A 12,221-nucleotide genomic window follows, 5' to 3' on the forward strand; every position below is an offset into this window, starting at 1 on the left:
GATAAACAATGTCAAAAGAAAAGAGCAACAATAAAGAGTTACTGGGAAAAGGCATCCGCTCCCTTTTGCAGAGCATCGATTCCGACCTGAAGAACACAGCCGGTAACAGCCTCAAGGCACAGGTGGTAGAGCAGGTAACAACCATACAGCGCATACCGGTAGAGAATATAGAGCCCAATCCAAAACAACCACGCCGCGATTTCGACGAACAGGCATTGAACGAATTGGCAGCCTCTATCAAAATGCACGACCTCGTGCAGCCCATCACCGTATCGACACTTCCCAACGGAAAATACAGACTCATATCCGGCGAACGCCGCTGGAGAGCATCCAAACTGGCAGGTCTTACAGACGTGCCGGCATACATTCGCCAGGCCAACGACCAGCAATTGCTTGAACTGGCACTGCTCGAAAATCTCCAACGCGAAGACCTCAACGCTATGGAGATCGCCCTTAGCTACAAACGCATGATGGAAGAACTGAGCCAAACACAGGAACAGGTAGCAGAACGCATGGGCAAAGAAAGAAGCACAGTAGCCAACTACATCCGCCTCCTCAAATTACCACCCGATATTCAGGTAGCCGTACGTACCGGCATCATCAGCATGGGCCACGCACGCGCCATCATCAACGTAGATACAGTAGACAAACAACTCTTCATCTACAATGAGATCAAAAGCAAAGGCCTTTCTGTAAGACAAACAGAAGAGCTTGTACGCAGACTCTACAAGACAGCGGGCACTGTTAAAAATTCGGTAAAAGCCACATTGCCACCGGCTTACAAGAAAATTGAAGATAATTTAGCTTCGCATTTCAGCACCAAAGTAAAACTCAACCACAACAAAACAGGACACGGAAGCATTTCCATTGAGTATTACTCTATCCAGGATCTGAACAAAATACTGGATGCAATTGGTGTCTCTGCCAACTAAGTATCATTTACATGATCAGAGATTTTTTTGTTATTGTCGTCATCATCGCTATGCCGCTGCTGGCCATATCGCAGCAGCCGAAGGATACTATTCCTGCAAAACCAACATTGGTCATTAGCGATAATACAGGCAAAGTGGTAGAAAAAATTCCTGCGAAGATCGACACCACGAAACTCAAAGACAGCATAGTAAAGCCTAAACACAGTCCCCGCAAAGCAGCCCTCCGGTCTGCCATCATACCAGGCTGGGGACAGGCATACAACAAAAAATACTGGAAAATACCCCTCGCCGTTGCAGCAGTGGGAATACCAGGCTGGCTCGTCTATTACAACCAGGAATGGTACCGGCGAACAAGCTTTGCCGTGAAAGTGGCAGATGCAGGAACAACCCTGCCCATATTCCTCGATCAGGTTGATCCCGAACTCGCGCCACTGGTAAAATCGCGCAGCGTAAATGCACTCATCAACTACCGCAACGAATTTCGCCGCAACAGAGACTACGCCATCCTCTTTGGCCTCGTCCTCTGGGGCCTCAATGTAGTAGACGCTACAGTAGATGCCCACCTCAAAGACTTTGATGTAAGCGACGACCTCACACTCCGCATAAAGCCGACACTGCTACCGGGCAATATACCCAGCATTAGCAATGTACCTGGGTTGAGTTTTGCACTCACCATCGGTAACAATCGTCCAAAAACAATATCTTCGCTCCGCTAAAATTAACCTTGTATTTATTCTGGATTCAGAATACTGGATGCTGAATACTATATTCTTTCAAACATGAAAATAGCGCTCATCGGATACGGAAAAATGGGAAAGGCCATAGAACAAATAGCCATCCAACGCGGACATGAAATAGTACTCAAAGTAGGCATAGAAAACCTCGAAGACAATACTATCGACAACATCCGTAAGGCCGATGTAGCCATAGAATTCACAGGCCCCGAAAGCGCATTCGAAAATGTAATACGGTGCATAGAAGCCGGCGTACCCGTAGTTTGTGGATCTACAGGTTGGTTGACACGCTACGAAGAAGCCAAAAACACCTGCCTCGCCCACAAAGGAGCCCTGCTCTATGCCAGCAACTTCAGCGTAGGCGTCAACATCTTCTTCGCCATCAATAAAAGACTGGCCGAACTGATGGCCCCCCATAAAGAATACAATGTGTCAATGACAGAAGTGCACCACACAGAAAAGAAAGACGCACCGAGTGGCACCGCCATCACACTGGCAGAACAGATACTCGATAAGAACGAGCAGAAAAAGCAATGGGTCAACAACCCAAGCAACCTCACCCAGGACCTCGTGATCACCAGCGAGCGGATCGACCCCGCCCCCGGCACCCATATCATCACCTATAAATCCGAAATAGACGATATCGAGATCAAACACACCGCCCACAACCGCACAGGCTTTGCCACCGGCGCAGTATTGGCGGCAGAGTATTTGCATTATAAGAAAGGGATCTACACCATGAGCGATGTATTGGGAATTTGATATAAGGCAACTAAATTCACAAAGCTTTATACCAGTCCATTGAACAATTTGATGTAATTTTTCGCGCAGCAACATTCAGGCAACCTCCCGGCCTTTCATCCAGGGATAAGTAACCTACTTCCTTTTTATAGTGCCGCTTCAGGCAACCTTACAGTCATTTGTAACATCTAAACATTAACTTGATATCCGGTACATGTGCCGGCTAACCATTAACCTTTGTCAACTGAAAACAATCTGATAGTATGAAAAAGCAACTTCAGGCTACCGAAAGTACGCCCCTTACCTATAGAGAACTGGAAGTAATACGCCTTATCGAACGGGAATACAGTAATAAACAAATAGCAGGAGAGTTAGGCATCAGCGAGCGGACCGTAGAAACACACCGCAAGAACATACTCCGGAAAACCCGGACCAATAATGTAATTGGGCTGATCAAATACATATATGAACACAAGCTCGTATAAAGAAAGCTTGGCCATTCAAAAAATTATTCTAACTTCTCGCGCCAAATCAAATACGTCACATGCTTTCCAAAAAAGCCCAATATGCATTTAAAGCATTGATGTACATGGCTGAAAAAAAAGACAATCAGCCGGTACTCATTGCGGAAATAGCCAAAAAGAAGAAGATTCCATTAAAGTTTCTGGAAAATATCCTGCTGGAATTGAAAAAAGACGGCATCCTCGACAGTAAAAAAGGCAAAGGAGGAGGCTACTTCTTCAAAATGTCCCCCAAAGAAGTCACCATGGCAAAGATCATGCGCCTGATAGATGGCCCCATAGCCATGCTACCCTGTGTAAGCCTTTATTTCTATGAACGTTGCAAGAATTGCGACGAAAAACAATGCGGCCTGCACGATAGCATGATACAGGTGCGCGATGTGACCCTCAAACTATTGGAGAAAAAGACAGTCGCCGATATATCCAAACATTAATACCCTAATACCGTACAGCCAGCTTCCCGATCATCGCCTCGCTGGCTGTTTCGGAACTGGGCCCGAAACCATCCACCAGGATACCCTTCTCCCCGTGCTTCGACTCGATGGCATACACTACGGCCTCGTCTGCAGGGTCCGAATTTCCCTCAAAACGATGAACCTCAGTAATTTCAAACTCATGTGGCTCCAACGATAAAGCCTTCGTCTGGCAGGTAATACAATCAAATTCCCGGTTAAAATCAATACCATAACCCCGCTGCCGGAGGCCATTCACTGCCTCAGAGACTGTATCATAAGTATGCATGACAAAAAATTAATAACCTAAAGATAAACAACATTCCCCCTACCCCCTGTTAACACCGTATTATCACCAACAAGAACCATAAAACCTACAACACTACCCACTTACCAGCCACTCCCTTGTCAACTTATTAACCTATAAACCTATAAACTTGGCCCCCCTTCCTTTGCCATTACAACCCTAAATTGTAGCTTTGCCAGCGAAATAATTAAAATATGTCAACTATCTCAAAAAACATTGATTTCTCCTTACCCTATAAGGTAAAAGATATCAGCTTGGCTGAATGGGGCCGTAAAGAAATTCGTCTGGCAGAAGCTGAAATGCCTGGCTTAATGTCACTGCGTGCAGAATACGGACCTTCACAGCCGCTGAAAGGTGCCCGTGTAGCTGGCTGCTTACACATGACCATCCAAACAGCCGTGCTCATCGAAACCCTCATAGCCCTTGGCGCTGAGGTAAAATGGAGCTCCTGCAATATCTTCTCTACCCAGGACCACGCCGCTGCCGCTATCGCAGCCGCTGGTATCGGAGTTTACGCCTGGAAAGGCCAAACCCTCGAAGAAGCCGACTGGTGTATCGAGCAAACACTGTTCTTTGGTGGTGCAGACCGTCCCCTGAACATGATCCTCGATGACGGTGGCGACCTCACCAACATAGTATTCGACAAATACCCCGAGCTGGTACAGCACATCAAGGGATTGAGCGAAGAAACAACTACCGGCGTACACCGCCTCTACGAAAGAATGGCAAAAGGCACCCTGCCTATCCCCGCCTTCAACGTAAACGACTCAGTAACAAAGAGCAAATTCGACAACAAATACGGATGTAAAGAATCACTCGTAGATTCTATCCGCCGCGCTACAGACGTAATGCTGGCTGGTAAAATTGCTGTTGTAGGAAGCTACGGCGACGTAGGTAAAGGCTCTGCCGCTTCACTGGCAGGTGCTGGTTGCCGCGTTATCGTAACAGAGATCGATCCTATCTGCGCTCTTCAGGCAGCTATGGACGGCTTTGAAGTAAAGAAAATGATCGACGCAGTAAAAGAAGCTGATATCGTTGTAACAGCATCTGGTTGCCGCGACCTGATCACAGAAAAGCACTTCCGTGCAATGAAAGACAAGACCATCGTTTGTAACATCGGTCACTTCGATATCGAAATCGACATGGCTTGGATGAATACCAACTACGGTCATACAAAAGATACCATCAAGCCACAGGTTGATATCTACAATGTAGATGGAAAAGACATCATCATCCTCGCTGAAGGCCGTCTCGTTAACCTCGGTTGCGGAACAGGTCACCCCAGCTTCGTGATGAGTAACTCCTTCACCAACCAAACACTGGCCCAACTCGAACTGTGGACCAATACAGACAAGTACGAGAACAAAGTATACGTACTGCCTAAGTTCCTCGATGAGAAAGTAGCCCGCCTGCACCTGAAGAAAATTGGTGTGGAACTGGATGAACTGACCCCTGCACAAGCCGATTACCTCGGTATTCCCCAGGCTGGTCCATTCAAGCCCGAGCACTACAGGTACTAAACAAGCGCCCCCAAAAGGCCAAACATACAAACCCCAGGCTGCCCGTCAGTCTGGGGTTTATTATTAGGATATAATACGTACCTTTGCAACATACACCCATATCCACCGCAGAAACAACTCTACCCCTCAGATTTACCTTAAGCCTTTTGAAAGCCTTAGTAAGGCCAACAGCTAACCGTTATTCCTTCTGTGCAAAACTTTTGTAGTTTATTAAGAAGGCTTTGACAAAGTGTAGCATGAGAATTGATAACACAAAAAGTAATAGAAGCATTATGCGCATCCAATTCGTTAAAAATATACAGTTCACCAAACTGCTGAAAGTAGAAGGCCGTCTCAGAGAGTTTAACTTCAGAAAACTCGGCGGTGTCAATGAAGGTATTTTTACCGTAGATGTAGTAGATGATCGCGGTAACCGCATCCTCTTCCGCATGCAAAAAGAAGATGGCGCCTGGAAAATCCAGCCACAATCACTTCCCCGTTGGATCATCGACACCGAAGCACAGTTCCACGACCAGATCGAAGAAGAACTCAACAACATGTAATACATTCTCCGGTTCGGTAAGTATATTGCAGTAAGCAATCGTTTGACGTTTAACCTTTGACGTCTATCGCGTAACTTACTAATGGTTCAATTCACCACCACCATACTGCAATTTGCCGAACAGGGAGACAAAACCGGTTGGACATACATCCACATTACACCCGATATAGCAGAACAAATAAAACTAGGGTGGAAAAAAAGCTTCCGCGTAAAAGGAAAACTCGATAAGCATCCTATCAAAGCAGTAGCCCTGTTACCACATGGTGGAGGCAGCTACATCCTGCCCATCAATGCCGACATGCGCAAAGGCATTAAAAAACGCAAAGGCGCCATGCTGCAGGTACAACTACAGGAAGATAAAGCACCCCTGCAGCTGAATCCCGAACTCATGGAATGCCTTTCGGACGAGCCACAAGCACTCACCTTCTTCAAAACCCTTGCCCCATCACACCAGGCCTACTTCAGCAAATGGATAGAAAGCGCTAAAACAGAAGCCACCAAAACCAATCGCATCGCCCAGGCCGTCAACGGCCTCACCCAAAAAATGAATTACGGCGAACTCATCCGCAGCCTTCGGTCGCCGGAGCTTTAGCGTAGGAGACCTTAGCACTGTAGTTTGTGGTTTCCTTCAACCATTCCCATCAAAAGAATACTGTATCAAAAGGATATCGCCTCAAAGGGATATCGTATTAATGGGATATCCGCCTCGAAGGGAATTGCCCCGTCCTTTAGGACGGGGGTAACAAAAATTCTTTGCCTTTGGGCTTTAGCCCAATTTGTCAGGGCACACTTTTGGAAGTAGATTGTAACATGAACAGCTACGAACAAAATATTCAGACAGACCTCAAAAAATGGCAGCACCAGATGCTGCGCAAACCCACCCTGTTCAGCCGGGTTACCAGACGCGTACAAACGAAGATCAATAACATCATCCCGGAAAAAGTACACCAGGCCATTACCGCTACCATCAAACAAATGATACGCGCTGTCCTCTTCGGCGCAAAGATCACCACACCAACAATAATAAAAGAAGGAACACTCGCCGACCGCGAGACAACCATCGAAGAGAAGATCACTATCTACCGCAACACCGCTGCAGCAGAAGGCGGCATCACAGGCGCAGGTGGATTATTATTGGGACTGGCAGATTTCCCGATCCTGATAGGCATTAAACTAAAATTACTATTCGATATTGCCAGCCAGTATGGACACAACGTAGAAGACTACAAAGAAAGAATATACATACTCTACATCTTTCAGCTCGCCTTTTCAAGCCAGCAACAAAGACGAGAAATATACCTCAAAATGGAACATTGGGATTCACAAAAACACAAACTACCCGAAGACATACATGCATTCGACTGGCGCACCTTCCAGCAGGAATACCGCGACTACATCGATCTGGCCAAAATGGCCCAACTCATCCCAATAATAGGCGCCCCTGTAGGTGCCATCGTCAATTACCGCCTCATTCGCAAACTGGGCCACACCGCCATGATGGCATACCGCATGCGCTACTTCGAAGAAAAACAGGATTTAGCTAACCGCTAACACCTAAAAGCTAATTCCTTCTCATTAAGCGCTTCCGGTGCTGCAAACCCCAGGAATGCAACTCATCGATCACCTTTTTCAAACTGGCCCCATATGCCGTTCTGGAATATTCTACAGCCACAGGAATAGTGTCATACACAGTGCGCTGAACCAGCTCATTCATTTCCAGGTCCTTCAACTCCTTCGAAAGCATTTTCGCAGTAATACCCTCCACTTCACGTTGAATTTCCTTAAACCGCATAGGGCCTTCACCCAGCGACATCAGGATCAACAACTTCCATTTACCATGCAAAATATCGAGCGCATCATGAACAGGCTGAATATGCTGTTTACATTCCGGACTGCTCACTTTACGCTTTCCGGTTGCGACAAATTCAGTTTCAGTAGTAGCAGCGGTAGTAATATTTGTAGCCATAACACAAAATTTGGTAGGTAGTTATAAGAAACTCGCTTTCCAACAGTTAACGAGTTACTAAAAGATACCAACAAACACAGCGCCAAAAAGTTTAAAAACATTTACAAAAAGGTAAAGCACAAAAGAGAAAAATTGACACACAAAAGAAGTAACTTCAAGAAGCAACTAAACAGCCATTTTCCACATCTTGTTAATAAGTAACTTTGTTTAGATGCAGTTCCAAAAATTATATTTGGAATAACTGGAAGGGTTAGAAGTATCGACACGAATCGGTACACTTTTGTGAACTTAAACTGAAGTGAATTGACAGAAACTATCATCAGCCTCGACGCCGTAAACCCTATAGAGTTTTTCGGTGTAAACAACGGTAAGTTAGACCTGCTCAAAAAGAAATTCCCACTACTGAAAATTCTTTCCCGTGGTACACAACTCAAATTAAGTGGGCTGCCCGAACAAATAGACACTGCAAAAGAGAAGATTGACCTCATCATTCAATACCTCCAGCGCAATGGGCACATGAGCCAGAACTATTTTGAGCAAATACTCGGCGGAGATGATGCAGAAGCCGTTGACAACTTCATTGAGCGAAACCCCAATGATGTCCTCGTATTTGGCCCCAACGGAAAAACAGTGCGCGCCCGGACGTTGAACCAGAAAAAAATGGTCCACGAAGCCGAGAAAAACGACATCGTTTTTGCCATCGGACCGGCCGGTACAGGTAAAACCTACACCGCCGTAGCATTGGCAGTAAGAGCATTAAAAAACAAAATGGTCAAGAAGATCATCCTTACACGTCCCGCAGTAGAAGCAGGTGAAAGCCTCGGATTCCTGCCCGGCGACCTGAAAGAAAAGATCGACCCGTACCTGCGTCCATTGTATGACGCCCTGGACGATATGATCCCGGCCGACAAACTGGGCTATTACATGAGCACCCGCGTCATCGAGATCGCGCCCCTCGCCTACATGCGTGGACGTACCCTCGACAACGCCTTCATCATCCTCGATGAGGCCCAGAACGCCACCGACCTGCAGATCAAAATGTTCCTCACCCGTATCGGCGCCAACGCCAAAGCCATCATTACGGGCGATATGACACAGGTCGACCTGCCGAAAAACCAGAAAAGCGGCCTCGAAAAAGCCGTACGCATCCTCCGCAACATCGACGGCATCGCCCATATCGAGCTCGATGAGGAAGACGTAGTACGTCACCGCCTCGTAAAAGCCATCATCAAGGCCTACGACCGCGACCACAAAGAAAATCCACCACCCGAGTACACACCCGGCAACTGGAGAGGAAACCGCCATCAAAGAGACGAAAAACCCAACACAGAAGGGTAAAACATACCAGTTCAAACAACGAAGCCCTCCCATTGCGGAGGGCTTTTTTTATTTTTTTGCCAGGCAGGTTTACAGAGACCTTTCAGAGACATTACAGAGAGTTTATAGAGACCTTATAGAGACTTTGCCCCCCATCTGCCCTGTACCTGTCCTTAACCCCGCCTATACCTGGCTCGGGGGACATCTGTCCACGCCCCTATCCTTTGCCCCTACCAATCACCTATCGTAAGCCCTTTCAAACCATCAACTTATCAACACTTCAACCATCTTCCAATCGAATACGGCGCAAGTATGCTGCCCGGCCCCGCCGCGCTGGGTACTTGTGCCCCTACTTGTACTCCCCTTTTCAACTTATCAACCCATCAACCTCCCCCAATCCTTAAAATCCCCGAAATCTTCGTTCAGACGGAAACCTTTACTTTTGCGGTATGATTAAATATCTCACAATCATTGCCATGACCGTAATATTGGCCGCCTGCGGAGGCAGCAGCGACTATTACAAAGCAGAAGATGCCCAGGACGCTGGCCGCCAGTTTATCCGCGCCTCCCTGGACGGCAACTATGAAAAAGCGAAGTTCTACCTCCTCAAGGACGACGACAACCTTACCCTCCTCAGAAAACAACAAATAAACTACCAGCAGTTGAGCAAAGAAGACAAACGCTCCTTTGCCGATGCCAACATCAATCCAATAGCGATCACACCAATAAACGATTCGACGACCACCTATAAATACCACAATTCATTTCATACGACCGATACCACCACCATCCGCATCATAAAAGTCAACAACGAATGGTTGGTAGATCTCAAATCCGTGATCAAAATGTAATAACAACCCATGTTAGGCCGTTTGTGTAATCGGCTTAAACAAACGTACACCCCCAACGATTGCAATGCCTGATTTACATATACACCAGCACATTGAATCACATTAATAGTATATCAGCATGACCACGACAATTTCTCATCCCTGGCATGGAGTGCCGTATGGTGCAAATGCCCCCCGCATTGTAAATGCAGTAATAGAGATCCCGCAGGGCTCGAGAGCTAAATACGAAATAGACAAGGATAGCGGGTTACTCAAGCTCGACCGCGTAATATACTCATCCTTCTATTACCCCTGTAACTATGGGTTCATCCCCCAAACCTATGGCGATGACAAAGATCCCCTGGACATCCTGGTGATCACGTCACTCCCCGTACAGGCACTTTGCTTGATGGAAGCCAAAGTAGTAGGCGTAATGCAGATGGTGGACAGCGGCGACGCAGATGACAAGATCATCGCAGTAGCAGCCAACGACCCCGGCGTTAACCACTACAACAACATCGAAGAATTACCCCGTCACTTCTTTGAAGAACTCCGTCACTTCTTCGAAGAATACAAAAAGCTGGAGAACAAAACCGTAGTAGTAGAAGAGTTCGGCGACAAGTCCATGGCCTTAAAAGTAGTGCAGGACGCCATCAACACCTACAAAGAACACTTCAGCCCCAAGCTCCTCCAAAAGTAAGAACACACGCAACAGCGACGTTGCAACAAGAACGCGACAATAGTAAAGCGACAATAACAATAAACTGGCAACTAATAAAAGAGCCGCATCAAAAATGCGGCTCTTTCTTTTCCCTATCAACTTGTCAACCTATTAACCTATCAACCTCTTGATAATCCTCAACTGGTGCGTCCTTTCCCCCGTATCCGAATTAACGATCCCGGCATTATCGATCCTGTCGATCCTCACCTTACCCGAAGCATGAATGATCTCCGATTCATTCAACAAAATGCCCACATGCACAATGCGCCCCTCAGCATTATCAAAAAAAGCAAGGTCGCCACATTTCACCTCCTGCAAGAAACCGATACTCTCACCCTGCGTAGCCTGCAGATAAGCATCCCGCAACAAGCGGATATTGAAAAACCGGAACACAATCTGACAAAAACCACTACAGTCAATGCCAAACACAGACCGGCCACCCCACAAATACGGCGTATTCAAAAAGCGTTCAGCCCTTGCCTTGATAGCTTCTGCCGAAGGTACCGCACCAACTGCCTGCCAGGCGCTCCCGGTAGTATACTGAAACTTGTAAGGACCAGCCTGGATCACATCTTTGGCAGGCGCTAAAACAGGAGCACCCATAGGCACCCATGCCGCAACACCATTGATCAGCACCTTATCAGTCCAGTCACCGATATACAAACCATTATTCAAATCCCCGGGCAAAACATCTACGATAGCCAGCTGGCTGCGTTGACACCAACCCTCATACCCATCATGCAAACAACGCAACTTGATAAAGTTTTCAGACTCCTCCAGCAACTCACCTGCCTCACCCAGCAAAAGCTGGCTGCTCATTTCACTCTTATGGCTCGATTCAACCCGCATCGGGCTTACAGGAACACAACAAACGACAAAGGACATAGGAACTCCAAATTTTAAACAAAGAAACAAAAAGAGATACGAAAAAAGTGCACCCCCGCGTTATCTCACCTTATCAACCTATTAACTTATCAACTTGTTAACTAATTAATCTGCTAAGTTTTATGGAAAAACCGGCTCTCTGCATCTCACAAAAAGAAAAGAGTTAATTTTCGCCCGGTGAAACATGACCAGTATGCACATATAACCGACCAGCAACTGTTGGAACGCTTCTACAGCGATCACAACAACCATTGGTTAGGCATTTTACTACAACGGTATACCCTGCTGCTATTAGGCGTGTGCATGAAATACCTGAAAAATGAAGAAGAGTCCAAAGACAGCGTACAACAGATCTTCCTCAAAGCCATTACCGAACTGCACAAATACCGCGTAGAATACTTTAAGTCCTGGCTCTACATGGTGGCAAAAAACCATTGCCTCATGAAACTACGCGATAAACCCGGACGCCAAACAGAGATCAAAGAACAGATGGCCGTTACACCTGCCGAAGCAGAAGAAGGCATGAACACCCATCTTGAGAAAGATAGACAATTGGAATTAATGGACGAAAGCCTGCAGGAACTCAACAAAGAGCAGAAACAGTGCGTAACTTTGTTCTACCTGGAAAAACGCTCTTATCAGGAAATAGCCGAAATAACAGGCTTCTCCATGATGCAGGTGAAAAGCTATATACAAAACGGAAAAAGGAACCTTAAAATATTATTGGACAAAAAACTCAATCGCTAAACAAACA

At 46.5% G+C, this 12,221-nt stretch carries 16 protein-coding genes; 13 read left to right on the forward strand and 3 right to left on the reverse strand.

Going from position 1 to position 12,221, the window contains the following annotated elements:
* Nucleotides 1–8 precede the first annotated feature (8 nt).
* The 5 genes from AC5JBY_RS27070 to AC5JBY_RS27090 all read left to right on the forward strand — a co-directional run bounded on the left by AC5JBY_RS27070 (nt 9) and on the right by AC5JBY_RS27090 (nt 3,362).
* Nucleotides 9–932, forward strand: coding sequence for a ParB/RepB/Spo0J family partition protein (locus AC5JBY_RS27070; RefSeq protein ID WP_495907803.1), 924 nt, complete (start codon nt 9–11; stop codon nt 930–932).
* Nucleotides 933–943: 11 nt separating this feature from the next.
* Nucleotides 944–1,648 carry a DUF5683 domain-containing protein gene (locus tag AC5JBY_RS27075; protein ID WP_495907804.1) on the forward strand — a complete coding sequence of 235 codons (705 nt, stop codon included), beginning with the start codon at nt 944–946 and terminating at the stop codon, nt 1,646–1,648.
* A gap of 63 nt (nt 1,649–1,711) precedes the next feature.
* Complete coding sequence (dapB, locus tag AC5JBY_RS27080) at nt 1,712–2,428, forward strand: 4-hydroxy-tetrahydrodipicolinate reductase (protein ID WP_495907805.1); 717 nt, start codon at nt 1,712–1,714, stop codon at nt 2,426–2,428.
* Nucleotides 2,429–2,670: 242 nt separating this feature from the next.
* Nucleotides 2,671–2,892, forward strand: coding sequence for a response regulator transcription factor (locus AC5JBY_RS27085; protein WP_495907806.1), 222 nt, complete (start codon nt 2,671–2,673; stop codon nt 2,890–2,892).
* Nucleotides 2,893–2,951: 59 nt separating this feature from the next.
* Nucleotides 2,952–3,362, forward strand: coding sequence for an RrF2 family transcriptional regulator (locus tag AC5JBY_RS27090; protein WP_495907807.1), 411 nt, complete (start codon nt 2,952–2,954; stop codon nt 3,360–3,362).
* A 4-nt stretch (nt 3,363–3,366) separates the two neighbouring features.
* Here the strand turns inward: AC5JBY_RS27090 and AC5JBY_RS27095 are convergent, their stop codons facing one another.
* Entirely contained in the window at nt 3,367–3,669 is a 303-nt protein-coding gene (locus tag AC5JBY_RS27095; protein ID WP_495907808.1) for a hypothetical protein, read from the reverse strand.
* Between the two features lie 212 nt (nt 3,670–3,881).
* On the opposite strand from AC5JBY_RS27095, the gene ahcY reads away from it, so the two are divergent.
* The 4 genes from ahcY (at nt 3,882) to AC5JBY_RS27115 (ending at nt 7,299) form a co-directional block, all read left to right on the forward strand.
* Nucleotides 3,882–5,207: an adenosylhomocysteinase gene (gene ahcY, locus AC5JBY_RS27100; RefSeq protein WP_495907809.1), complete on the forward strand. Its 1,326-nt coding sequence runs from the start codon at nt 3,882–3,884 to the stop codon at nt 5,205–5,207.
* Nucleotides 5,208–5,479: 272 nt separating this feature from the next.
* On the forward strand, nt 5,480–5,749 hold the full coding sequence (locus AC5JBY_RS27105; protein ID WP_495907810.1) for a hypothetical protein: 270 nt from the start codon (nt 5,480–5,482) through the stop codon (nt 5,747–5,749).
* 81 nt (nt 5,750–5,830) lie between these two features.
* On the forward strand, nt 5,831–6,340 hold the full coding sequence (locus AC5JBY_RS27110; RefSeq protein ID WP_495907811.1) for a YdeI/OmpD-associated family protein: 510 nt from the start codon (nt 5,831–5,833) through the stop codon (nt 6,338–6,340).
* Nucleotides 6,341–6,558: 218 nt separating this feature from the next.
* On the forward strand, nt 6,559–7,299 hold the full coding sequence (locus tag AC5JBY_RS27115; protein WP_495907812.1) for an EcsC family protein: 741 nt from the start codon (nt 6,559–6,561) through the stop codon (nt 7,297–7,299).
* A 10-nt stretch (nt 7,300–7,309) separates the two neighbouring features.
* Here AC5JBY_RS27115 and AC5JBY_RS27120 read toward each other — a convergent pair whose 3' ends face one another.
* Nucleotides 7,310–7,714 carry a winged helix-turn-helix transcriptional regulator gene (locus AC5JBY_RS27120; protein ID WP_495907813.1) on the reverse strand — a complete coding sequence of 135 codons (405 nt, stop codon included), beginning with the start codon at nt 7,712–7,714 and terminating at the stop codon, nt 7,310–7,312.
* Between the two features lie 303 nt (nt 7,715–8,017).
* Here AC5JBY_RS27120 and AC5JBY_RS27125 point away from each other — a divergent pair, with 303 nt between their 5' ends.
* The 3 genes from AC5JBY_RS27125 to AC5JBY_RS27135 all read left to right on the forward strand — a co-directional run bounded on the left by AC5JBY_RS27125 (nt 8,018) and on the right by AC5JBY_RS27135 (nt 10,561).
* The gene (locus AC5JBY_RS27125) at nt 8,018–9,052 is read left to right on the forward strand and encodes a PhoH family protein (protein ID WP_495907814.1); all 1,035 of its coding nucleotides are present in this window, start codon (nt 8,018–8,020) and stop codon (nt 9,050–9,052) included.
* A 428-nt stretch (nt 9,053–9,480) separates the two neighbouring features.
* On the forward strand, nt 9,481–9,882 hold the full coding sequence (locus AC5JBY_RS27130) for a hypothetical protein (protein ID WP_495907815.1): 402 nt from the start codon (nt 9,481–9,483) through the stop codon (nt 9,880–9,882).
* Between the two features lie 118 nt (nt 9,883–10,000).
* Nucleotides 10,001–10,561 (forward strand): inorganic diphosphatase, encoded by a 561-nt coding sequence (locus tag AC5JBY_RS27135; RefSeq protein ID WP_495907816.1) that lies wholly within the window; start codon nt 10,001–10,003, stop codon nt 10,559–10,561.
* Between the two features lie 132 nt (nt 10,562–10,693).
* On the opposite strand, the gene AC5JBY_RS27140 is transcribed toward AC5JBY_RS27135, so the two are convergent.
* Complete coding sequence (locus AC5JBY_RS27140) at nt 10,694–11,467, reverse strand: C40 family peptidase (RefSeq protein ID WP_495907817.1); 774 nt, start codon at nt 11,465–11,467, stop codon at nt 10,694–10,696.
* 177 nt (nt 11,468–11,644) lie between these two features.
* On the opposite strand from AC5JBY_RS27140, the gene AC5JBY_RS27145 reads away from it, so the two are divergent.
* On the forward strand, nt 11,645–12,214 hold the full coding sequence (locus AC5JBY_RS27145; RefSeq protein WP_495907818.1) for an RNA polymerase sigma factor: 570 nt from the start codon (nt 11,645–11,647) through the stop codon (nt 12,212–12,214).
* Nucleotides 12,215–12,221: the final 7 nt, after the last annotated feature.

The sequence above is a fragment of the Paraflavitalea sp. genome (assembly GCF_059502485.1).

Excerpts from the sequence above, each read along its gene's own strand:
- AC5JBY_RS27105 (WP_495907810.1), top strand. The coding sequence starts at position 5,480 with ATGCGCATCCAATTCGTTAAAAATATACAGTTCACCAAACTGCTGAAA.
- AC5JBY_RS27085 (WP_495907806.1), top strand. The coding sequence starts at position 2,671 with ATGAAAAAGCAACTTCAGGCTACCGAAAGTACGCCCCTTACCTATAGA.
- AC5JBY_RS27090 (WP_495907807.1), top strand. The coding sequence starts at position 2,952 with ATGCTTTCCAAAAAAGCCCAATATGCATTTAAAGCATTGATGTACATG.
- dapB (WP_495907805.1), top strand. The coding sequence starts at position 1,712 with ATGAAAATAGCGCTCATCGGATACGGAAAAATGGGAAAGGCCATAGAA.
- AC5JBY_RS27120 (WP_495907813.1), bottom strand. The coding sequence starts at position 7,714 with ATGGCTACAAATATTACTACCGCTGCTACTACTGAAACTGAATTTGTC.
- AC5JBY_RS27075 (WP_495907804.1), top strand. The coding sequence starts at position 944 with ATGATCAGAGATTTTTTTGTTATTGTCGTCATCATCGCTATGCCGCTG.
- AC5JBY_RS27095 (WP_495907808.1), bottom strand. The coding sequence starts at position 3,669 with ATGCATACTTATGATACAGTCTCTGAGGCAGTGAATGGCCTCCGGCAG.
- AC5JBY_RS27115 (WP_495907812.1), top strand. The coding sequence starts at position 6,559 with ATGAACAGCTACGAACAAAATATTCAGACAGACCTCAAAAAATGGCAG.
- AC5JBY_RS27070 (WP_495907803.1), top strand. The coding sequence starts at position 9 with ATGTCAAAAGAAAAGAGCAACAATAAAGAGTTACTGGGAAAAGGCATC.
- AC5JBY_RS27110 (WP_495907811.1), top strand. The coding sequence starts at position 5,831 with ATGGTTCAATTCACCACCACCATACTGCAATTTGCCGAACAGGGAGAC.
- AC5JBY_RS27135 (WP_495907816.1), top strand. The coding sequence starts at position 10,001 with ATGACCACGACAATTTCTCATCCCTGGCATGGAGTGCCGTATGGTGCA.
- AC5JBY_RS27130 (WP_495907815.1), top strand. The coding sequence starts at position 9,481 with ATGATTAAATATCTCACAATCATTGCCATGACCGTAATATTGGCCGCC.
- ahcY (WP_495907809.1), top strand. The coding sequence starts at position 3,882 with ATGTCAACTATCTCAAAAAACATTGATTTCTCCTTACCCTATAAGGTA.
- AC5JBY_RS27140 (WP_495907817.1), bottom strand. The coding sequence starts at position 11,467 with ATGTCCTTTGTCGTTTGTTGTGTTCCTGTAAGCCCGATGCGGGTTGAA.